We start from the raw sequence: 20,164 nt of genomic DNA on the forward strand, positions 1-20,164 counted from the left end.
TGTATCGCGCCCTTGGTGGTGCACCAAATTACTACTAGCCCCAGGAGGGCAACAATCATGTCTGAGCAGGTCAACGAGAATCCTGAAGCAACTGAGGTTGAGGATCCACAGGTTGAAGCCCCGGAGGCTGAGACTGAGGAAGAAACCGAAACTGAGGAAGACGGCGGCTTTGACTCGCAGCGAGCTTTGGCGAAGATCGCCAAGCTGAATAGCGAGAACAAGAATCTTCGCGCAGCCAAGAAAGCTGCTGAGGCGAAGAACGCCGAGAACGGCGATAAGGCGCAGCGTGCGGAGGCCCTGGAGGCTGAGAATCTGCGTTTGCGTGTTGCCGTGAAGCATGGTCTGCCTGAGTCGCTGGTGAAGCGTCTGAGCGGTTCCACTGAGGAAGAAATGCTTCAGGATGCCGAAGAACTGATGAAGTTGTTCGGTTCGAAGGCTCCGCCGTCGAATCAGCCGAAGCCGCGCCTGCGTGGTGGCGGTGATCCAACGGTTGAGCCGGATGGACTCGATGACCCAGACAAGTTCGCTGAAAAGATGTTCAAGCAGCGCTACTAAGCACCTCCCAAGACGGGCGGTGCTTTTCCATTTAAACCAATAGGAGGGCCAGGTAATGGCACATACTCTTTACACTCCAGAGCAGGCCGCGAAGGCTACCTTGTCCTCGCTGCGCTGGCTGACTAACCTGCCTCGCACCGTTCGTCAGGACTTCTCTCAGGAGTTCGTCGCTGGTCGTGGTCAGACCGTCAACGTGCTGGGTCCGATCAGCGCTGGTGATGCGCATGATTACACCCCGGCGAACCGTTCCGCTCGTGATGCGATTCAGTTCAACGACATCGAGCAGACTTGGTTCCCGGTCAAGCTGGATACCCAGATCTACAACGCTGTCCGCCTGCCGGATGACTGGGCAACTTTCACCCTGACTGATCTGACGAAGCAGGTTCTGATTCCTCAGGCCGAGTCCGTGGTGGACAAGCTGGCTGTACCGCTGGTCGCTCAGATGTCCGCAATCGTCACCGATGCGAAGATCCCTACCGTGGACCCTGATGGCTCGAACATCATGCAGGTGCTGATCAAGGCCCGCCAGGTGCTCAACGAGCGTCACATCCCATCCGATCAGCGTTTCTTCGCTGTCGGCGCGGACATTGAAGCTGCGATCCTGTCCCTGCCGCAGTTGCAGAAGGTCAACGAGTCTGGCACTTCGGAGGTCCTGCGCAACGCGACTATCGGTCGCCTGTTCGGGTTCACCATCGTTGCTGATCCAGCTCTGCCGGCTGATTTCGGTATCGCGTACCACCGTGACGCCTTTGCTCACGTGACCCGCCCATCGCGTCAGCCTGAGGGTGCTGCGAAGTCGGCTACCGTGGCGCAGGATGGTTACGCTCTGCGTTGGATCCAGCACTACAACCCGATCCAGCTCGAAGACCAGTCTGTGGTTGACACCTTCTACGGTGCGACCACTCTGGACAAGAACCGTGCTGTCTCGGTGTCGCTGACCGAAGTAACCCCGTAGCCATGGCTGCGCCGGTTGCATTAGCGACGGTGCAGGAACTCGCTGACTGGATTGGCGCGCCGATTGAAGCTAACACTGCTGAATATCGGCGCGCTGAACAGTGCTTGCGTATTGCTTCGGCTCTGGTTCGTACTGAGACGGGGCGAACGTGGCTAAACCCAGACGGTGAGCTTCTAACCGTTGATGAAAACGCTGCCATGGTCACCTTGTATTGTGCTGGCCGTGTGTTCGATAACCGTGAGGGCATGACCCGTGAAGGCATCGATGACTGGTCTGGTTCGTTCAAGGTTGATGAGGCTGGCGCTTATCTGACGGCCACTGAGAAGCGTATGTTGTCGCATCTTGGTGGTTCCACGTTTGGTGGTTTGAGCACTATCTCTACGACTCGTGGCGAGTGCCCGCCGAACACTGGTGGGTGGGTTCCTACTGATACGCCGAACGTGTTCTTCCCCTGGTATTAGGAGGCTTGATGCGTGCTGCGGTAGCTACTCGTCGGGGTCAACGTCGTGCTGAAATGTTGATGACTGACAGGGCGCGGGTCACTGAGGTTGTTGGGGAAGCTACTGACCCGGTGACTGGTGAGGTGACTGAGGTTGTTGAGGTTCGGTATGACGGGCCTTGCAAAATTAACTCAGATCAGGCGCAGGGCAATGAGCCTTCGGCGGGTGGGCACAAGTATCTTGTGGTCACTTATCAGGTTCATTTCCCTATCGGGTCAAACGCTAAAGCGGGGTTCGGTTCTGGCACTCAGGTGATGATTGCTGAGTCTCGCAACTCGGATTTGGTTGGTCGAGTATTGCGTCTGACAGAGCCGGATCTCAGGTCATTCAACACCGCTGACCGTTGGAATGCTGAGTTGGTGATCTCGTGAGCGGCGCAGACGAGTTGAGGAAGTTCGCTGCGGATCTTGGCAAGGTGGCCGGCAAAGCCGTTGATGATATTGAGCCTGTCATGAAAAAGGGTGCTCAAAACATCAAGGAAGACCTGCAAAGCCAAGTTGAGGGTACGTCTTGGCAAGGTCTTCGCAACGCGATTTCTTATGACCGTATCGGTGGCATTGGCTCCTTGGGCTACGAGATCGGACCCGACAAGGGTAGGCGTGGCGGTGGACTAGGAAACCTTTGGTATTTCGGTGGTTCTCGTGGCGGTGGCTACGGTGACCTCGAAGGCCCATTAGCTGCCGAGACTCCGAACCTTGAGCGTGAGCTTGGCAGGGTTGTGGATGGGTGGGGTGATGCGCTTGAGTAGTCATTCTGAGTTCATGGCTTTGCTTGCCACCTTGCCGAGCAAGGCGCCGGTTCATAAGGGAACTGTGCCGGCTAACCCTACTTTCCCGTATGTGTTGGTGACTCGCGTGATCCCGTATGCGTCTGAGCGGTCGTTGAATCGTACTGTTCATGCGCGCACGAATCGGTGGTTACTGACCATTGCGGGGTTGAACGATACGTCGGTGGGGATTATCGCTGAGCAGTGCCAGCAGGTGCTTGAGGGCGCTCGTGTGGGCGGGCAACGGTTGGAAGAGATTCCGAACCGGATCGGTATTGAACCTGACCTTGACGTGACCCTCACTGGTGGTGCGCATCCGTTGTTCACTAAGCAAGAGTGGCGTGTCATGTCCTAACTGTATAAACCATTTTTCGTAAGACCTCATGTTCGCATGGGGTCTTTTTTCATGCTCGAAAGGCGGTTCTGTCATGGCGTTTGTGCGCGTCAAAGACAAGGACACCGGTCATGAGTTCGACGTTCCAGAAACGGACTGGCGGATCAAGGCTGGAATTTTTACCCCTGTTCGTGAAGGTCGTGTCGTTCCGTATCCGATGCGTCCGAAATACTACGTCGCATCAAAAGGTGTGACTTCTAAGCCGTCGTCGGCGGCAGAAAAGAAGGAGGGCTCCAAGTGAGCGAAATTCCATCGACCCCGGCAGACGGTAATGTCTGCGTGCTCGTTGTGCCAGCTATTGCCGATCTGGAAGCTGTGCCTGTCGCATCGCTGACCGGTGCTGGTGTGGTTGACATTTCCTGCTACTTGACTGGTGATGGTTACAATCCGTCGTTGGATCAGCAGGTCATTGCTGATGAGCGCCTGTGCTCGACTGAGACTTTCGAGCAGCCGGGCCGTGCTCAGCGTGGGCTAGAAACCACGTACATTGACAACACGAATGCTCCGAACGAGGCGACCGATAACAAGGCCAAGGAAACCCTGGTGCCTTATTCGACTCATGTGATCGCGGTTCGTCGTGGCATTGCGTGGGATACTGCTCCGGCTGCTGATCAGACGTGGACTTTCTCGCCGATCAAGGCTGGCCTGCACAACGATCTGCCGCCTGAAGCTAACTCGGTGTTGAAGACCCAGCAGAAGCAGTTCATCACTGGTCGTACGGTGACTTCCAAGCTGGTGGCTTAGTTCTTCCTGTCCCGTGCCATCTTGACAGGGTGTGGCGCGGGGCAGGTTCTAAACCCTTGTTACCTGTCCCAATAGTTTTTAGGAGCCTACGTTGGCTGAGAAGAAGAAGTTTGAGATCAAGCGTCCGACCCGCACCGTCTCGGTCTGCTTGGATGGCGACCTGACTGCGGAGTACGAGAAGGTCTTGGCGGAGTTGCAGGAAGCTCGTCGGGCGAAGATCGCTGATGCTCGGCTGAATAGCCCGATCACTCGCTTAGAGACTCGTCAGGGCGAGCTGTACGCAGAGCAGGAAGAAAGCACGCTCGTGTTTACCCTGCGCGGGCTTCCACGCCATGTGTGGGATCAGCTGAAGACAGACAATCCTCCACGCAAAGACAACGATCTTGACGAGCAGTACGGCTTTGATTCCGAGAAGCTTTTCGACGCGGCGATGAAGGCCGAAGGTTGCGTCGTTGAAGTGACCCAGGGCGGAGAAGTTGTCGAGTTCACCACGGATAACTGGGATGAAATCAGTGGTGATCTGACCGATGGGCAGTGGGGCGATTTCGTTGAGGCGTTGTCGTTGCTGAACTCCGGCAAGCAGTTCGTCCCTTTTTCGCCAGCCGGATACAAGAAGATCCAGGCTTCCGCCGCGAAGTCGAAGTAGCCCGGCAGCTAGGGATCTCGCATCGGCGTTTTCTCGGCTGGGATGGTGAGGGTTCGGAGTGGTCTGAGGGCGAGCAGGATAAGATGCTCGCCCTCAAGATGTACGAGGACACGATGCTTTGCCCATTGTGTGGCGGGCCGAAATCTGAATGTTTGGATCCCGAAAATGAGATGGCATTCAAAGTGGATCCTCCGACTCGATGCCATAAGACGACGGCGATCATGCGGTACATGGAGGGCGATGGGCAGTGGGATAAGAGGCCGTATAACAGGGCCCTACTTATCGGCGCTCACCGTTGATTCCTTCGGCTTCTCACGGCCGAGCCCGATGCCGACGATGAATGTGATGAACCCGGCCAGCGCTACAACGACGCTGATGCTCATGAGGGTTTGGCCTTCACCGTATCCGCCTGCCAGAGCGAACGCGATTCCGAATACGAGCATCGCCAGTCCGGTGATGCGCGCATTGTGACCTTTTTTCGAGACGAATTTACTCATGCCTCCGATCCTATCGGGGGTTTCTGCTTTTAAGGAGCCTCCATGACTCGTACCGTCAAGCTTGAAGTCACCGCAGATGTAAAAGGCTTAGTGGCTGGCGCTCGCACTGGCGCTAAGGCACTGAATGATCTGGCTGCCGGCGCTAAGCGTTACGGCCCGGTCATGGATACCGAGGCGAAGAAGGCCCATGCGGCGTTCTTGTCTACTGGCAAAGCGGCACATCGTGCGGCAAATCAGCAGGGTTATTTGTATGACTCTACTGGCAAGTTGACTGATGCTTTCGGGCGGACGGTTTCGAAAACGCAAGCGGCAAAGCTTGGGTTGAAAGAGGTTAGCGATCAGGCTCGTTATGCGTCTGAGCACGCTGACAAGCTGGCTGAATCTTGGCAAACCGTTGGACAAGGGATGACCGTCGCTGGCGGGCTAATGGTTGCTGGCACTGGTTTGGCTGTGAAGAAGTTCGCGGACTTTGATAAGCAGATGTCGTCGGTTCAGGCGGCTACGCATGAGACTGAGCAGAACATGGGGTTGCTGCGTCAGGCCGCTATTGATGCTGGCGCTGATACGGCGTTCTCGGCTGTTGAGGCTGCGCAGGGCATCGAGGAGCTAGCCAAGGCTGGTGTGAGCGTTACCGATGTTCTCAACGGCGGTTTGAACGGTGCGCTGTCGTTGGCTGCTGCTGGCGAGCTTGAGGTTGGCAAGGCCGCTGAAATCGCTAGCTCGGCGATGACGCAGTTCAAGCTGTCCGGTGATCAAATCCCACACCTTGCTGACCTTCTGGCGGCTGGTGCTGGTAAGGCGCAGGGTGGCGTTGAAGACCTCGGCATGGCCCTGAATCAGTCGGGCCTTGTGGCTGCTTCTACTGGCCTGACCATTGAAGAAACCGTTGGTGGTCTGACTGCGTTCGCGTCTGCCGGCCTGTTGGGTTCCGATGCGGGTACGTCGTTCAAGACGATGTTGCAGCGCCTTACGCCGCAGTCGAAGGAAGCTCAGAAGCAGTTCGACGCGTTGGGTATTTCTGCGTATGACGCGAACGGTGAGTTCGTGGGCTTGGCTGACTTTGCTGGCCAGTTGCAGACGAAGATGGCTGGCCTGACCCCTGAAGCCAGGAATGCGGCAATGGGGATCATGTTCGGTTCCGATGCTGTGCGCGCTTCGACTGTGCTGTTCGAGCAGGGTGCTGAGGGTGTTCAGAAGTGGATCGATCAGGTCAACGATGCTGGTTATGCCGCTGATACTGCGGCGATCATGCAGAACAACCTTGCCGGCGATCTTGAGAAGCTGGGCGGCGCGTTCGATACCGTCTTCATCCAGTCCGGCGGCGCGGCGAACGATGCGTTGCGCGGTCTGGTGCAGACGGCTGAGAGCGTTGTCGACGCTATCGGCAGGATCCCAGCCCCGATCCTCGGCGCTGGGGCTGTCATTGGTGGCCTAGCGGGCACCGCCGCGCTGGTCGGCGGAGGGCTTATCACTGTCCTGCCGAAGATCCGCGATACCCGAGATGCACTGAATGACTTGTTCCCGGCTGGCAGTAAGGCTGAGGCTGGGCTGAGCAAGGCCAAGTCCGGCATGGCTAGCCTCGCCAAGGGTGCGACTGTCGCCGCGGGCATCTTGGCGGTTGGTGTGGGCATCGGCAAGCTCGCCGAAATGTCCTACACCGGCAACATCATCGAAGGCACCGGGCATGTCGCTGACGGGTTGCAGGACATCATTAGTCGCGGCCCCGAAGCTGCGACCGCTCTCGATCAGATGTTCAAGGGTCGAGATGGGGAAGGCCTAACCCAAAGCATCCAAGGCATTGATGATGCCATTTACGAGCTGTTCTCGGATGGTGCCGGGCAGAAGTTTGACCGATGGGGTCAGGGAATTGTTAACTCAATGACCGGGATCAAGGGCACGGTAAAGATCGCCGAGGAAGCTTTCGGCGGTATCGACGCCGAGCTGGCGAACTTAGTCAATTCTGGCAACGCTGATGGCGCTGCTCAGGCTATGAATGCGATTCAGGAAAAGCTTCAGTCTGCCGGTGTTGAAGCTGAGGAATCGGCCTACCTGTTCCCGCAGTACGCGGATGCTTTGAATCGGGTAGAGGCCGAATCGAAGGTTGCTGCTGCTGGTTCTGACGTGCTGGCTGGTGCTCTTGGCGGTGTAGGTGCTGAGGCCGAGGAAGTCGCGGCTTCACTGGACGATATTCTCGCTAGCTTGTTTGAACTTGGGCGGGAGACGCGGACAACGATTGAGGCTGAGGACGCTCTGACCACCTCGCTGTCGGCTTTGAATAAGTCGGTTGGTGAGAACGGTAAGAAGTTCGAGGGTAACTCGAAGGCCGCGATGGAGAACCGTGAAGCGCTGATCGGTGTTGCCGCGGACATGGAATCGCTGATCGATGCTCAGGCCCGTGGTGGCGCTTCTGCTGGTGAGATTCAGTCCACGATGCAGACGACGTATGACGCGATGATGAAAGCGACTGGCGGTTCTGAGGAACTTGTCCGGTCGCTGTTGTCTATCCCTCCGGGCGTGAATGTGAAGACGTGGATGGAGGAGACTGCACGGGAGATCGCTGAGGGTACTGCTGATGCGATTGAGGCGATTCCTGGTTATAAGAAGGTCGGCATTGCTGTCTCTGAGGATGGTACTGCTGGTCAGGTGCAGTCTCGTATCAATGAGGTGACGGGTAAGACTGAGTACATTTTCGTTACTGAGGATGGCACGGTCGCTCAGGTTCAGGCGGGTATTGCGAGCATCAACGGCAAGGACGTTCCTGTTTACGTCGGTGATGACGGGACCGTGTATAGCACACAGGGCAAGATCGACGGGATCAAGGGTAAAGATGTAACGATCTTTGCTGATGCCGAGACGCGTGACGCTATTTCGAAGTTGGATGCTGCGGCTCGTGATCGTTATTCAACGATTCATACGCGTGTGGTGACGACCAAGGAAACTCACGAGACTACTGGTCCTGGTGGTCGTGGTGGTATTACTCGTGCTTCGGGTGGTTCGGTGTTTGGTCCTGGTACTGAGACTTCGGATTCGATTCCGGCGTGGTTGTCTACGAATGAGCACGTACTTAGTGCGCGTGAGGTTCGTGGGCTGGGCGGTCACGGTTCAGTTGAACGGTTGCGTGCTATGGCTCGTAACGGTCAAGCGCCCGCGTTCGCTACTGGTGGTGCTGTCGGGCGGGCTGAGAAGAAGGTGGAGCGTCTTCAGCGTCAGTATTCCCGAATGCCCGGGGACAAGAAAAACCGTAACCGCAAGCTGGATCTCAAGGATGAACTGGACGCCGCGAAGAAGGAATTGAAAGCCGTCAAGGCTTCAACGAAAGCTTCGGAAAAAGCGGCCAAGGAAGCCAAGAAGAAGGCGGAGGAAGCTCGTAAGGCTGAGCGGGAACGACAGGGCCGACTTTCGGAGGCCCGGTTCGATCTGCGACGGGACTTGAAGCGCGGCGACATTACCGACTCGTTCACTAGCGGATCGGGCATGTCCGTGGTTGACCGTTTGTTTGAGCAGTCGTTCAACAAGGACCTGTCGAAGACTCAGCGTGGCCGCCTGCGGTCGCTCGCGTACAAGACAGAATCCGAATTGCTCCGCTTGGAGAAGCAGTCCGACAAGCTCGCGTCGTCGCTGGACAAGGCGACGAACAAGCGGGACGAACTGTTGTCAGTGAAGAACAACGTCGCTTCGACTGTGCGGGGCGGATTCTCGTTGCAGGACTCGTTGGACACGGTGAACGCGTCGTCGTTCAAGAAGACCACTGCGAAGTCGCTACTCGGCTCCGTGCAGGCTCGCGCCGGTCAGATGAAGGCGTTCGGGGTCAAGGTCGAGAAGCTTCGTAAGAAGGGCTACTCGGCAGCGATCATCGAAGAAGTCGTGTCCTACGGCATCGACGGCGGTACCGAACTCGCTGACATCCTCTTGTCCGCAACGGGGGCTGAGAAGAACGCGTTCAACTCGGCGTACAAGTCCATGGACAAGTACGCGGCAGACGCGGGTGAATCAGTCACCAACGCCATGTACAAGGGCGGTATCGACGCAGCTGAAGGCCTCGTGAAGGGTCTTGAATCCCAGCAGAAGAAGGTTGACGGGGCGTTCTACAAGCTCGGCAAATCAGCTGAGGGAGCGTTCAAGAAATCTCTTGGGATCAAGTCTCCCTCGCGGGTGATGAAAGCGGCGGGCATCAACGTGGGCGAAGGCGCGGAGCTGGGCATCTTGTCGAAGGTTGGCGACGTCCAGTCAGCGGCAGAAAAGCTCATGTCCCCGCCGGCTCTCACCGTTCCGCCGTCGTATGAGGTTTCCCGTTATGCGCAGGCTCAACAGCCTCGCACCACGGAAAACCATTACCATATCGACGCGAAACCGGGCCTTGCATACGAGTACGCGAAGGACGTAGCTAATCAGACCTCCACCCGGGTGGGGGACAAGATGGCCGCGTACGGAATCAACTAAATAGAGAGGGGGTGGTTGTGTGCTCGGCCTCGTGTACGCCACACCACCGCTACCGGTACCGGCGCCTTCCAATCCGTGGGAGTCCATGAAGATCACGTGGACAGACTACAAGGGTGACGCGTGGCAACTGTGTGGGCAGTCGGGCGTGAAGTTGCGTCCTGGTGTCCGCGGGTTCACGTTGCCGCCGATCACACACCACTCCCTTTCGTCGCCAGCCCTGCACGGGTCAACCTACCAGGGCTGGCGAGCGAGTGAACGGGAAGTGTTCTGGCCGATCACGGTCTTCAACGACACGTCCGCCGAAGCGTGGATCAAACATGACCGGGATTTCTGGGATGGCATGCACCCAGATCGTGAAGGTGTCTGGACGGTGGAAACCCCCGAGGGTAGCGTCCGCACCATGCGGTTGCGGGTGGTCTCCGATGGGGATCACAGCATGGAGTACATGCCGACCCTGTACGGCTGGCAACAGTACGAGGTGTACCTGACCGCGTACGACCCGTTCTGGTATGGCGAACCGGTCTCCCAATCGTGGGGCACTTCGGAGCCGGTGCAGTTCTTCAACGGGCCGGCCAAGGCTCCGGTCTTCAACATCATGTCCGCCGCCGCACTTGATTCGGCGACCATGACGAACGAGGGCAGTGTGGACGCGTGGCCGGTCTGGGAGATCGAGGGGCAAGTAACCTCGTTCGCGGTCGGGGTCGGTGGCCGGCAGGTCATCGGTAACTTTGTCATCCCCGAAGGACAACGCCTCTACATCGACTCTGACCCGACCAAGCGCGAGGTGCTGCTCGGCACCCCGCTTCCTGAGGGTGGTGTGGCCGATGACGCGGTGGACATGTACTCCCAGCTTGCGTCGTGGGACTTCGCGCCCATCCCGCCGGGGGAGTCCCGGCCGCTGGATCTGTCCCTGTCGGGGACGGGCACGGTGAAGGTCACGATCAACCCGCGCTATTTGAGGGCATGGTGAGCATGGACATTCCACGGATTTTCGTGCTGGACAAAAACTTCAAACGCCTCGGTGAAATCGGTGCACCAACCGAGATGACCGCGACCCCCCGGCACATGCTGGCCGGCACCGGGTCGATCACCCTTCCGGCCAGCCACCGCATGGCCGGGAAGCTCGTGGACGCTGACAACACGGTGGGGCCGCGGATCCTGATTGAGCACCGCGGGGCGGAATTACTCTCCGGCTGGGTCGGTTCCGTACGTGGTTTCGGACCCGCGCATTCGGCGCAGCTGACCGTGCAGGTGGACGGGTACTTCAACCTGCTCTACGACATCCTCGCTTGGCCCAACCCCACCGGTGGCATCGGCTCGCAAGGCGGAGACCAGGGTTTCTACCGGGCGACTGGGCCGGCGGAGACGGTGGCGAAGAACCTGATCGCCGCGAACTGCGCCCGCCTCGGCCTTCCAGTCGAGGTGGAACCGTCGATGGGTCGTGGGGCAACGATCACGATCGAAGCGCGGTTCACCTCTTTGGCGGACGTGTTGTTGGAGAAGCTGGAAGCCGCGGGCCTCGGCCTGCGCGTAGTCCAAGCTGCGGCAGGCTACCGGGTGGAGGCGTACGTGCCTACGGTGTGGGGGCGCACGCTGACGGAGACCTCCGGCTCGGTGATCGACTGGGCCTGGGCGAAGCACCCGGCCAAGGCCTCCCGTGTGCTGGTCGGCGGTTCCGGTGCCCGCGAGCTACGCGCCTTCCGGCAAGTCACCAACACGGCCATCGAGTCCGGTACCCGCCGGATCCGTGAGCACTACACCGACGGCCTGGAAACAACCGATAGCTCGGAGCTGGACAAGGCCGGGCAAGAATACCTTGCCGTCAACGGGCCAGCCCTCGGCCTGTCCGTGAGCCTGCAGGAATCCAAGCACCTCAAATACGGAGGCACTAAGGGCCTGCACGTCGGGGACAAGGTCTCCCTTGAAGTCGGGCCCGGGCTGGTCATCGAAGACGTGCTGCGGGAAGCACCACTGACATGGACCAAAGATCAAGGCGTGGTCATCAGTCAGCAGGTTGGCGACGAGAACCCCGACCCCACCTTGAAGATGGTGCAACGCATCGCCAACCTCGGCAAGCAACTTCGAACTTTGAAAGCAGGTAAGTAAATGGCTATCACTTCCGTGGGTTACGACGGCACCGTAGACGAAGCCCAGTGGGCGTCCATGGTCTCCAAAGTTGGAGGGTACGAATACGGCATCGACAAGGCTGGTGACTTCGCCGTCACCCAGTCCGCCGGCACCCGCATGATCAGCATCGCCGCAGGCCTTGCCTGGGGGCGCGGGGTCATGGATATTTCCGACGCGGCCGCAGTGATCCAGCTCGATGCGGTGACTACCGGCGCCAGGTACGATCTTGTCGCCATCCGGCGTTCGTGGGGTCCAGCGAACGGAGGCCCGTCAGAACTGGTCATCATCAAGGGAACCAGCGCCAAAGCAATTCCAGCCGGCCGTCTTGCCACTCCAGGCATTACCGATGACCAGCCAATCGCACTGGTGCGTGTGCAGGCTGGTTCGGCGAGCATCCCGGAGATCATCGACCTGCGCGTGTGGGGACGCAATGGAGGGCAGCTGTACGCGTTGCATGACATGGTGCGTTCATACCTGACTTCACTGGGCACGGAAGTTAATATCAACGGTGCACTGTGGCAGTATGTCCCGGCATCAAACGACACGGCCGCATGGCAGAAGTACGGGCAACGCGGGGACACCGGCATCGTCACGGTCACAACGGGGTTCGCATCAGGGTGGGGCGGTTCTGGCGCGGAAATCAAGTACTCGGTCCGCGACGGGCTATGTCAGCTGTACGCAAAGTTTTACCGCACCGGGGGCGAGCTTGAGGTGCCGGTGAACGGCAACATCCCGAACGTTCACGTGCTCACGCTGCCGGTCCCGGCCCGACCTCGGATGCTGTCCGGGGGCCATTCTGGGGCATCAGGTGTGGGGCTCGCAGCAGCTATCGGAACGACCGGAAATGTAGATCTCACGTGGGTGTCACCCAACGAGCGCATCCTCAAAGGTCGTGACTACTCCATTGCCGCGACCTACCACGTTTAGGAAACCAACCACACTTAAGGACCCCTCGTTCGGGGTCCTTCCTTAGTTTAAGGAGGAGGCACTGTGTCGTACCCATATCAGGGACTTTTCGCGATCGACCCGGGCAACCCGTCGAATGTTGCACTGAATGCTGATGTACTGATTTTTGACCCGAACGACCCAGCACGCACCCCGCTACCTTTGACGGATTCCGAGGGGCTTACCCTGCTGAATCCTTTGTCCACGAACGACAAGGGATTCATTGGAATGTTCTATGCTCCGCTGGACCAAATCGGCTGGTCTGCCGGTGAACTGGTCGGGCTGGAACAGTCTTTTACCGGGTTGCGTGACTTGGCCTTGGCCGCGTCGGACAGCTCGGCTGCGTCAGCGACGGAGGCAGGCATCTCCCGGCAGGAGGCCACCGAGGCGCGGGAAGCCGCCGAGCGGGCCGCGAACATGGTGGACATTCCAGCCGCCGACGCGGTCGCAGAAATGGTTAACACCCCAGGCTCGCTTCCACGTCAGGCAATGGACGAGAACTATGCTCGTCGTGGCGAACTGTTCGTGAACGTGCGTGACTTTGGGGCGGTAGGCGACGGAGTCACCGATGACTCGGCAGCGTTCAACGCGGCGATGGAAGCGGCCAGAGACAAGTCCTCGTTCGGCGGCTGTACCGTTACCGCACTTCCAGCCGGCGATTTCCGGGGCAAGCTTGTTCGCATTCACAGCGACACGACCGTGGACTTGAACTTTTCCACCTTCCGGCACACGGGCGGCTCGGGCTATATCATGTTCTGCTCCTACAGCGGCGGAGCAGCCGGCTATGGGTCAGGTGGTTCTGATATCACCTTGCGGAACATCAAATTCCAGGGTGATTTCTCCACGGGGCGCGGTTGCTCAAACGTGTTCCATCACGTGGACCGGCTTACCTTCGACCACGTGACCTTCACCGAGGCGTTGGGCACTAGCGGGCACCCTGCTGACATCATGGGCTGCCGGTCTGTGCGCATGTTCGACTGCGCAGGGTTCGGGCGGTATGAAGTGGCAGGGCGTGCCTACGTGGAAATGTTCCAGATCGATCACTCGGCACGCTCGAACGCTGGTGCCGAACTACCCGAAGCCGACACGGCGTGGGATGGCCTGCCGTGCTATGACGTGGTCATGGAGCGGTGCAAGTCTGAACCGCTGATTATCGGCTCCACCACGCATCTGGCTCCACGGCTGATCGGGTCGCATTCCCGGATCGCGAATCTGCTGCACGACAAGATCGTCCTGCGGGATATTTCCGTGACCGACACCGGCCCGACAGGATCGGATGGGAACTACCGTGGCGGGGTGCACTTCACCCACACCAAAGGCCTGCTGATCGACGGATACACATTCACCAACACCCGGCCTGAAGCCAGTGCGGCATTGGGTATCGAGTCCGTCGATACGACCTACCCGCTGTCCAGTGTCGCCTCGGCTTCGCCAGTCGCTGACACCGCGCTGGGATCGGTAGCCTGCGGGGATGTCGTCGTGAAGAACTTCCGAGCTTACGGGGCCAACCACGAGCTGGCCAGTTCACTGATCCTGGTTGCCGGCAAGGCAGGAGCCCCCGTGAAGAGCGTATCCATCGAGGGGCAGGCAGTCGGCTTCCATTCCGGGAGCACTACGGCACTTGACCAGGGCGCGACCATTGTCGACATGAACCGTGTGGAAAGCGCGGACATTCGCGTTAGTGGCGAGAAGGTGTCCCGTCTGGTGAACGTCACCAATTCGGGGGTGGTCACCGTGGAGATGCAAGGCAAGGAGATCATGCACTCAGCCATCCGCGCATCGAGCGTGGAAGTGCTGAACTTGCCGAAGGCGACGCTTGTGGAAACAGTGGTGGCAGGCTACCTGACGGCGGTGAACGTCCTTAACATCACGGCACAGATGGTGCGCACGAAGAACGTCCCAACCCCGCCGTACACCGGGGCATACAACATCACCGGGTGCACCAATGTCAAGACCAGCGGGAACACTGGAATCCGGGCGGTGGGTGGCGGTGTGAACACGTTCTTCAATTTCTACGGTGGCACCACGAAAGCCACCGCAGAGAACACTCAGGGCACCGGTTTTGTGAACGTGGTTTCGATCAACGCGAATTCCACGGTCACGGAAGTAGGGACACAGACCTATGCGACCTGATACGGGCAATATCCCTTGGGCGGCGGTAGGTGCGCCTGTTTTTTGGAGGTGGGTGTGATGCCTACGCATGTTTTCAAACCGACCCGGAACCCGCCAAGGCGGTGCTGAATGGATCAGATCCCTTGGGCGGCGATAGGTGCACTCACACCATCCGGGATGCTCATGCTGGCGGTGTGGTTGATCCTGACTGGTCGTATCGTGCCGAAGTCCACCTATGAGGTGATGGTGAAGGCGCGGGATGACTGGCAATCGACGGCGCAGAAGAAGCAGGAGATCATTCACACGTTGGCTGAGACGGTGCGGGAGCAGTCGGTGGTGTCTCAAACTGCGGCGAAGGTCATGACCGCGGTTCAGGAAGCGAACCAGGCTGGTGATACGCCGTGAGTCTCTGGAAGCGCCGGCAGCAAGTCGAAGCGGAAGCACGGGAAGCGATGGCCGCGAAAATCGAAGCCGACATCGAGTTATCTGCCGTCAAACAAACGCAACGCGAAGTGTCCAAACAATCGGAAACACTCCGCGAAATCAACCGCACCAACCACTTTTCAGAAGGCCTCACCAAGGCATTCCGAGGAAGGCCAGCATGACAATCCAACCACTCACGGGCATTCTCATGTCCATTGCCTTACTGGAAACGCTGATTGTGATGATCGGGTGGCACGGTTTGACGGGTGGCACGTGGACACGGTTTCCTGCTGGTCGGGTGCTCATGGGCTTGCTGGCGGTCATGTCGGCGATCCTCACCCTCGCGTCGTTCTCTGGGTTCTTCCCAGCGTTTCCCGGCAGGCCGTGGGTGTACATCGGCCTCTACACGTTGCTGATAGGTGTGCTCGGCTGGCTCGGCTGGACGATCTTCAGAGAGCAACAGAAACACAACAAGGACTAGCCGCACCGGCTGGTCCATATTTTTGCCCCGTCACAGTCCGTGTGGCGGGGCTTCGTCATACCTAGGAGCTGTCATGGCTATTTCTCGCAACGGCTGGGACGTGTACTCGTCCGGCTCAAATCAGAATCTCGTCAACTTCCCATGGATCACCGGCAAGGTTCGCGGCGGTGACCACTACGTAGTGTTGGACTACATCGCCAAACGATGGAACGATGAAGTTGAAACCATCCGCAAGGACTGGTCATGGGGCTACGCAAACCGTCCCGTACGTGGCGCATCGGTCATCTCCGAACACGCGACCGGAACCGCCGTGGACTTCAACGCGCCACTTCACCCGCTCGGCAAGAAAAACACCTTCAGTGCAGCGGATCAGGCGAAGATCCGGCAGATCATGAAGGACGTGTCCCATGCCGCCCGCTGGGGTGGTGAATGGTCGCGCCCTGATGATATGCACGTTGAGCTTACCGGCGGTAACACGCTGATTGGGCGTGTAGCTGACCAGATCCGGGCTGGTGAACTTCCTGGCCTTAGTGGCGATGTAAAGCCCGCAGGTAAGCCTTCCAAGCCCGCCACCAAGCCGAAGCCTTCGGTGGACAAGTCCGGCGCATGGCCCGAGAAACCGTTGAAAGTCACCGACAAGCACACCGCCGAATCGGACGCTGCATGGCGTGAACTCATGGCAGCCATCGGCTACAAGGACAAGGATCTCGGGAAGAACCTTCTCGCGTGGCTGTCCGAGCTGAAGGATCCACGTACCGGCAAGGGTTACTACGACCTGACCAAGTGGGTCAACGACGGTGTGGTGGGCTCCGAGGGCGTGAAAGCTCTACAGCGCAAGCTCTATGACACCAAGGGCGACGACGGCAAGCGCCTCTACAACGGCAAGGCAGACGGCAAACGCCAGGCAATGACCGTAAACGCCGAAATCGAATACCTCAACCTCAAACAGAACAGGGGAATCAAGTAATGGCAAATCGTACTGTAGGTCCAGTGACCGGTGCAGCAGCAGGAGCGGCCGCACTCACCACAATCATTTTCTGGATCCTCACCGGATTCGGCATCGATGCACCCGGCGAAGTGCAGGGCGCTGTAACCACCCTGCTCGTCATCATCGCCGGCTGGCTCGTGCCATCGAAGGAACCCGGCGACCACGTAGCCGAATAGTAGTAAATCCGCTCATCTCATACCACGAGGTGAGCGGATTTTCTGCGTTAACACGATAGAATAGAAAGATAAAGCCCCCGCAAGTGCTGGTAACACTTCGGAGGCGCGACCGAAGACTAAGAAGGAGTCTCGATATGGACAATGTTAGCACCCTCGAAATAAAAGGGTTCACTCCCTACGCTCAAATCCCACGATGGATCCTACGAGCAGGAGACAAGCTCTCACACGGCGCAGTCCGCCTCTACGGCGTGATCATGACCTACGCGGACAACTCCACCCGCGCCGCATTCCCAAGCCGGGAGAAGCTAGCCGAAGACCTCGGGGTGACACCTCGATCCATTAGCACCTACACCAAAGAGCTCGAAGACTTCAAGGCACTCGAAGTCACCCGCCGACGCAACAAGAAAACCGGCAACTTTTACGCAAACCACTACGTTCTAGTTTTCACCGAACCGGGTGCAGAAATTTGCACCCCGCCAGATGAAGCAGATGACCCTATAACTAGACCCACTACTAAACTAGATCCACCGTCTTTCACGTCCGAAGATGAATCTTCGAACGATATAAAAGAGTTGCACGCGCAAACAAGTTTGCCGCATGACACCAAAGGCTCAATCACTCCAAAGCAAAGATACGAGCTTAGGTCAGTGATCAAAGAAGTAGGCGTACAACTCAAGAACGGTAAGAAGTTCTACGACGACGACGTACAAGACACCTGGTGGACATTCATCGGCATGATGGAAGACGCATTCAAAGACGACTTCGACAACACCGGAATGGCAGACCTACTCCATAACGGAAAATGGACAGTCAGCGCCAAAGTAGCCGACCCCTACGAAGCCGGCAAAGAACTGAACAAGATCATCGCCACCAGCTACACCACGTAGACACAACTAGCGCGCCGCCAAATAAGTGATAGTAAGGAATTCCCTTACTATCACTTAGAAAACAAGTGATAGTAAGCAAAAGACCCCCACTCAAAACGAGTGGGGGTCTATTTGCCGTTAAGGCACAATAAGAGCATGGACACCTACGGAAACCCAGGCCCCTACCAAGACCCCAAAATCCGGGAATGGTGGGACAAACTCGAAGTAAACACAGACGACGAATAACAAACCCGCCCCGCACGCATTTGTGCGGGGCGGTTGTCTCAACTTAGAAGCTACTCAGTTTCACGCAACACATTGTGAATCAAACCAAAATCGCGCAACTCCCAAATACTCTCCGGAAGAACATTGTCATAATTGATCTTCCCAATAGTCTCCTTCGAATACTCAGCCTGCAAAACCTTCTGCCCCTCAGTCACCTGACCATAAGAATCCTGCATATCCATCCCACCCATAACCAGGACTTCTTCGTACTTGGCCGGCGCATGCTCACTCACAGCCCGCAAAATATCGATAGTGTCATTCTGAGCGCCACGCTGAATAAGACGCATGCTCATGTTGTCAGCAATCGGGAAATCAGCAGTGATCCGCCCGCCCTTCTGCGTCACCACAAGCCCCTCAACATCAGCCGCCTCAGCAATCAAACGCAACGGGTCATTCTTCGCAGCTTCCTCAGCAGCTCGCTTCTCATCTTCAGCCTTCTGCGCTTCCTCCGCTGCCTTGGCTTCCTCAGCGGCGCGCTTATCTTCCTCGGCCTTCTGAGAAGCCTGCGCCTCCTGGGCTTCCTGCTCAGACTTAGCCTTCTCAGCGTCGGCCTTAGACTGAGCCTCGGCGTTAGCGGCTTCTTCCTCAGCCTTAGCCGACTCCTTAGCGGCCGCTTCAGAAGCCTTCTCCGATGCCTTCGCCTGACGTTCAGCTTCCTGCTCAGCCCGGATCTCATCCATGCCCTCAGGGTCAGCAATGTTGATCGCAATACCAAGGATGATGAACCCTGCGATGATGCCACCGACCCAGACGAGGATCTTCTTCCAACTCATTTTCTTCTTCGGCTGGGCTGGCTGTTCAGACATAGGAATTCCTTCTCATGAATTGCGTGTGTGATTACTACCGAGTGTAGATGATCAGTGCGACAAGTTACGCTTCGATTGCCTCATCGATGATCGCTTCACCCTCAATCTCTTTCGGCTTCCCGGCGAGCGCGGTTTCCACCATTGCAGCAGCACGGAAGTGAGCATCTGGCACAAGGTGCCCATAGGTTTTCGTGGTGGTGGTGATCGACTCATGCCCTAACCGGTCTGCCAGCTCGAACAGGTTCATTCCTCCGGCTATCATCATGGATGCGTGCGAGTGGCGGATGTCGTGGATCCTTGGCCGGCGTTCGATCTTCAGCGGGTCAAGTTCATCCGCCTTGGCAAGTTTTATCGCTCCATACCAAGCGTCCAGCCATTGCCTGTGCTGCGGGAATACCGTGGTGTCCGGGGAGATGCTGAACACTCGCTGTCCCGCGCTGGTGGACTCTACGCGTTCACGGATAGCGGCGACCGTGGACGGTGCGAGAGCCACAGTTCTACGTGCTTTCTTTGTCTTGGGTGCGCCGATGCTCCAACCGTCTTCTACCTCCTGGAATGACTTTGTGATGCGCACAGACGGGATCTCAGCGTCCAGCTGGAAGTCTGACGGGGTGAGCGCAGTTGCTTCGCCCAGGCGCAGTCCTGAGCCGATCAGCAGGAGCCACATTGGTTTATGCCAGCGGGGCGTGTGGTCGATGATCTTGTTGATCTGTTCCATGGTTAGGAACATTGCCTTGTCTTCGGTCGCGTCATCCTTGGGCAGTAGCCGGCCGTTGCATGGATTGTCGGGGCGGAGGCGGCGGCGCACAGCGGAGTTCATCGCGGCATGGATGAATCCGTGGACGTTGGCGATGGTTTTCGGTGAGCAACCTTTTTTCAGCATGTACTTGATCCAGCGGATCATGTCGTCTTCGGTGACTTGATCGACTGGCAGGTGCGAGATGGGTTCGAAGTGGTTCTTGATGTAGCCCTTGTACCGTTTGATGGTGTAGTCGCGGACGTTGATCAGGCGCTCAATGTGGCCGCGTGCAACTTCCTCGAATGTGGGGGACTGGGAGGACTGGCGGAGTAATGCGCGCTCTGCCTGCTTGGTGTCTTCGCCTACTGCTTCGAGTAGTGCTTTCCATTTATCGGCTTCACCCTGAGTCTTGAATGACATGCGGGTTCTCTTGCCCTTGTCAGTCCATTCGACCCGGTAGCTGGTGATTTTGCCGTCTTTGTTTTTGCGTGGTTCGACGCTTGCCATGAATCGACTCTACCTATCCTTGGGGGGATTTTCGCCGATAATGGGGGGAAGCCCGGAAACTTAGTTGAGTTTCCGGGCTTCTCGTGGCGGACACGGGGGGATTTGAACCCCCGGTCGAGTTTAACCCCGACCCTTCATTAGCAGTGAAGTCCATTCGGCCGCTCTGGCACGTGTCCATCCGCTGTTTCCAGCAGAATTAAGCCTACCCGAAG

At 57.9% G+C, this 20,164-nt stretch carries 23 protein-coding genes and 1 tRNA gene; 20 read left to right on the plus strand and 4 right to left on the minus strand.

The window, feature by feature from the left end; all coding sequences use genetic code 11:
- The first annotated feature begins 57 nt into the window (after positions 1 to 57).
- The 9 genes from JQN66_RS02635 to JQN66_RS02675 all read left to right on the plus strand — a co-directional run bounded on the left by JQN66_RS02635 (position 58) and on the right by JQN66_RS02675 (position 4,560).
- Entirely contained in the window at positions 58 to 555 is a 498-nt protein-coding gene (locus JQN66_RS02635) for a hypothetical protein (protein WP_204676544.1), read from the plus strand.
- A gap of 55 nt (positions 556 to 610) precedes the next feature.
- Positions 611 to 1,510, plus strand: coding sequence for a major capsid protein (locus JQN66_RS02640; RefSeq protein WP_204676545.1), 900 nt, complete (start codon positions 611 to 613; stop codon positions 1,508 to 1,510).
- A 2-nt stretch (positions 1,511 to 1,512) separates the two neighbouring features.
- Positions 1,513 to 1,971: a hypothetical protein gene (locus JQN66_RS02645; RefSeq protein ID WP_204676546.1), complete on the plus strand. Its 459-nt coding sequence runs from the start codon at positions 1,513 to 1,515 to the stop codon at positions 1,969 to 1,971.
- Between the two features lie 8 nt (positions 1,972 to 1,979).
- Positions 1,980 to 2,381, plus strand: a complete 402-nt coding sequence (locus JQN66_RS02650) for a DUF6093 family protein (protein WP_204676547.1) — start codon at positions 1,980 to 1,982, stop codon at positions 2,379 to 2,381.
- On the plus strand, positions 2,378 to 2,758 hold the full coding sequence (locus JQN66_RS02655; protein WP_204676548.1) for a hypothetical protein: 381 nt from the start codon (positions 2,378 to 2,380) through the stop codon (positions 2,756 to 2,758). The genes JQN66_RS02650 and JQN66_RS02655 overlap by 4 nt, the downstream gene beginning before the upstream one ends.
- Positions 2,759 to 2,771: 13 nt before the next feature.
- Positions 2,772 to 3,131 (plus strand): hypothetical protein, encoded by a 360-nt coding sequence (locus JQN66_RS02660; protein WP_204676549.1) that lies wholly within the window; start codon positions 2,772 to 2,774, stop codon positions 3,129 to 3,131.
- Between the two features lie 73 nt (positions 3,132 to 3,204).
- Positions 3,205 to 3,411 carry a hypothetical protein gene (locus JQN66_RS02665; protein ID WP_204676550.1) on the plus strand — a complete coding sequence of 69 codons (207 nt, stop codon included), beginning with the start codon at positions 3,205 to 3,207 and terminating at the stop codon, positions 3,409 to 3,411.
- On the plus strand, positions 3,408 to 3,914 hold the full coding sequence (locus JQN66_RS02670) for a phage tail tube protein (protein ID WP_204676551.1): 507 nt from the start codon (positions 3,408 to 3,410) through the stop codon (positions 3,912 to 3,914). Before JQN66_RS02665 ends, JQN66_RS02670 begins: the two co-directional genes overlap by 4 nt.
- Before the next feature lie 91 nt (positions 3,915 to 4,005).
- The gene (locus tag JQN66_RS02675; RefSeq protein WP_204676552.1) at positions 4,006 to 4,560 is read left to right on the plus strand and encodes a hypothetical protein; all 555 of its coding nucleotides are present in this window, start codon (positions 4,006 to 4,008) and stop codon (positions 4,558 to 4,560) included.
- A 275-nt stretch (positions 4,561 to 4,835) separates the two neighbouring features.
- Here JQN66_RS02675 and JQN66_RS02680 read toward each other — a convergent pair whose 3' ends face one another.
- The gene (locus tag JQN66_RS02680; RefSeq protein ID WP_204676553.1) at positions 4,836 to 5,057 is read right to left on the minus strand and encodes a hypothetical protein; all 222 of its coding nucleotides are present in this window, start codon (positions 5,055 to 5,057) and stop codon (positions 4,836 to 4,838) included.
- Positions 5,058 to 5,099: 42 nt separating this feature from the next.
- Here JQN66_RS02680 and JQN66_RS02685 point away from each other — a divergent pair, with 42 nt between their 5' ends.
- The 11 genes from JQN66_RS02685 (at position 5,100) to JQN66_RS02735 (ending at position 17,636) form a co-directional block, all read left to right on the plus strand.
- Positions 5,100 to 9,497, plus strand: coding sequence for a phage tail tape measure protein (locus JQN66_RS02685; protein WP_204676554.1), 4,398 nt, complete (start codon positions 5,100 to 5,102; stop codon positions 9,495 to 9,497).
- Between the two features lie 85 nt (positions 9,498 to 9,582).
- Positions 9,583 to 10,467, plus strand: coding sequence for a phage tail family protein (locus JQN66_RS02690; RefSeq protein WP_204676555.1), 885 nt, complete (start codon positions 9,583 to 9,585; stop codon positions 10,465 to 10,467).
- A gap of 2 nt (positions 10,468 to 10,469) precedes the next feature.
- The gene (locus JQN66_RS02695) at positions 10,470 to 11,603 is read left to right on the plus strand and encodes a Gp37-like protein (protein ID WP_204676556.1); all 1,134 of its coding nucleotides are present in this window, start codon (positions 10,470 to 10,472) and stop codon (positions 11,601 to 11,603) included.
- Positions 11,604 to 12,551, plus strand: coding sequence for a hypothetical protein (locus JQN66_RS02700; RefSeq protein WP_204676557.1), 948 nt, complete (start codon positions 11,604 to 11,606; stop codon positions 12,549 to 12,551).
- 63 nt (positions 12,552 to 12,614) lie between these two features.
- Positions 12,615 to 14,702, plus strand: coding sequence for a glycosyl hydrolase family 28-related protein (locus JQN66_RS02705; protein ID WP_204676558.1), 2,088 nt, complete (start codon positions 12,615 to 12,617; stop codon positions 14,700 to 14,702).
- Between the two features lie 108 nt (positions 14,703 to 14,810).
- Positions 14,811 to 15,086, plus strand: coding sequence for a hypothetical protein (locus JQN66_RS02710; RefSeq protein ID WP_204676559.1), 276 nt, complete (start codon positions 14,811 to 14,813; stop codon positions 15,084 to 15,086).
- Positions 15,083 to 15,286, plus strand: a complete 204-nt coding sequence (locus JQN66_RS02715) for a DUF7620 family protein (protein WP_204676560.1) — start codon at positions 15,083 to 15,085, stop codon at positions 15,284 to 15,286. The genes JQN66_RS02710 and JQN66_RS02715 overlap by 4 nt, the downstream gene beginning before the upstream one ends.
- Positions 15,283 to 15,585: a putative phage holin gene (locus tag JQN66_RS02720; protein WP_204676561.1), complete on the plus strand. Its 303-nt coding sequence runs from the start codon at positions 15,283 to 15,285 to the stop codon at positions 15,583 to 15,585. The genes JQN66_RS02715 and JQN66_RS02720 overlap by 4 nt, the downstream gene beginning before the upstream one ends.
- Before the next feature lie 73 nt (positions 15,586 to 15,658).
- A complete protein-coding gene (locus JQN66_RS02725) occupies positions 15,659 to 16,552 on the plus strand; it encodes a M15 family metallopeptidase (RefSeq protein ID WP_204676562.1) in 894 nt (297 codons plus the stop codon).
- Positions 16,552 to 16,749: a hypothetical protein gene (locus JQN66_RS02730; protein WP_204676563.1), complete on the plus strand. Its 198-nt coding sequence runs from the start codon at positions 16,552 to 16,554 to the stop codon at positions 16,747 to 16,749. The genes JQN66_RS02725 and JQN66_RS02730 overlap by 1 nt, the downstream gene beginning before the upstream one ends.
- A 134-nt stretch (positions 16,750 to 16,883) precedes the next feature.
- Positions 16,884 to 17,636 carry a helix-turn-helix domain-containing protein gene (locus tag JQN66_RS02735; protein ID WP_204676564.1) on the plus strand — a complete coding sequence of 251 codons (753 nt, stop codon included), beginning with the start codon at positions 16,884 to 16,886 and terminating at the stop codon, positions 17,634 to 17,636.
- Positions 17,637 to 17,911: 275 nt separating this feature from the next.
- Here the strand turns inward: JQN66_RS02735 and JQN66_RS02740 are convergent, their stop codons facing one another.
- The 3 genes from JQN66_RS02740 to JQN66_RS02750 form a co-directional block, all read right to left on the minus strand.
- Entirely contained in the window at positions 17,912 to 18,706 is a 795-nt protein-coding gene (locus JQN66_RS02740; RefSeq protein ID WP_204676565.1) for a hypothetical protein, read from the minus strand.
- A 64-nt stretch (positions 18,707 to 18,770) separates the two neighbouring features.
- Entirely contained in the window at positions 18,771 to 19,952 is a 1,182-nt protein-coding gene (locus JQN66_RS02745) for a tyrosine-type recombinase/integrase (RefSeq protein WP_204676566.1), read from the minus strand.
- An 84-nt stretch (positions 19,953 to 20,036) separates the two neighbouring features.
- A tRNA-Ser gene (locus JQN66_RS02750) sits at positions 20,037 to 20,128 on the minus strand.
- Positions 20,129 to 20,164 lie beyond the last annotated feature (36 nt).

It is taken from the genome of Glutamicibacter protophormiae (assembly GCF_016894325.1).
GTDB classification, from domain to species: Bacteria; Actinomycetota; Actinomycetes; order Actinomycetales; family Micrococcaceae; genus Glutamicibacter; species Glutamicibacter protophormiae.

Coding starts and splice junctions, on each gene's coding strand:
- JQN66_RS02725 (WP_204676562.1), top strand. CDS start 15,659: ATGGCTATTTCTCGCAACGGCTGGGACGTGTACTCGTCCGGCTCAAAT.
- JQN66_RS02645 (WP_204676546.1), top strand. CDS start 1,513: ATGGCTGCGCCGGTTGCATTAGCGACGGTGCAGGAACTCGCTGACTGG.
- JQN66_RS02690 (WP_204676555.1), top strand. CDS start 9,583: ATGAAGATCACGTGGACAGACTACAAGGGTGACGCGTGGCAACTGTGT.
- JQN66_RS02730 (WP_204676563.1), top strand. CDS start 16,552: ATGGCAAATCGTACTGTAGGTCCAGTGACCGGTGCAGCAGCAGGAGCG.
- JQN66_RS02685 (WP_204676554.1), top strand. CDS start 5,100: ATGACTCGTACCGTCAAGCTTGAAGTCACCGCAGATGTAAAAGGCTTA.
- JQN66_RS02640 (WP_204676545.1), top strand. CDS start 611: ATGGCACATACTCTTTACACTCCAGAGCAGGCCGCGAAGGCTACCTTG.
- JQN66_RS02740 (WP_204676565.1), bottom strand. CDS start 18,706: ATGTCTGAACAGCCAGCCCAGCCGAAGAAGAAAATGAGTTGGAAGAAG.
- JQN66_RS02680 (WP_204676553.1), bottom strand. CDS start 5,057: ATGAGTAAATTCGTCTCGAAAAAAGGTCACAATGCGCGCATCACCGGA.
- JQN66_RS02710 (WP_204676559.1), top strand. CDS start 14,811: ATGGATCAGATCCCTTGGGCGGCGATAGGTGCACTCACACCATCCGGG.
- JQN66_RS02665 (WP_204676550.1), top strand. CDS start 3,205: ATGGCGTTTGTGCGCGTCAAAGACAAGGACACCGGTCATGAGTTCGAC.
- JQN66_RS02650 (WP_204676547.1), top strand. CDS start 1,980: ATGCGTGCTGCGGTAGCTACTCGTCGGGGTCAACGTCGTGCTGAAATG.
- JQN66_RS02745 (WP_204676566.1), bottom strand. CDS start 19,952: ATGGCAAGCGTCGAACCACGCAAAAACAAAGACGGCAAAATCACCAGC.
- JQN66_RS02695 (WP_204676556.1), top strand. CDS start 10,470: ATGGACATTCCACGGATTTTCGTGCTGGACAAAAACTTCAAACGCCTC.
- JQN66_RS02735 (WP_204676564.1), top strand. CDS start 16,884: ATGGACAATGTTAGCACCCTCGAAATAAAAGGGTTCACTCCCTACGCT.
- JQN66_RS02720 (WP_204676561.1), top strand. CDS start 15,283: ATGACAATCCAACCACTCACGGGCATTCTCATGTCCATTGCCTTACTG.
- JQN66_RS02635 (WP_204676544.1), top strand. CDS start 58: ATGTCTGAGCAGGTCAACGAGAATCCTGAAGCAACTGAGGTTGAGGAT.
- JQN66_RS02660 (WP_204676549.1), top strand. CDS start 2,772: ATGGCTTTGCTTGCCACCTTGCCGAGCAAGGCGCCGGTTCATAAGGGA.
- JQN66_RS02700 (WP_204676557.1), top strand. CDS start 11,604: ATGGCTATCACTTCCGTGGGTTACGACGGCACCGTAGACGAAGCCCAG.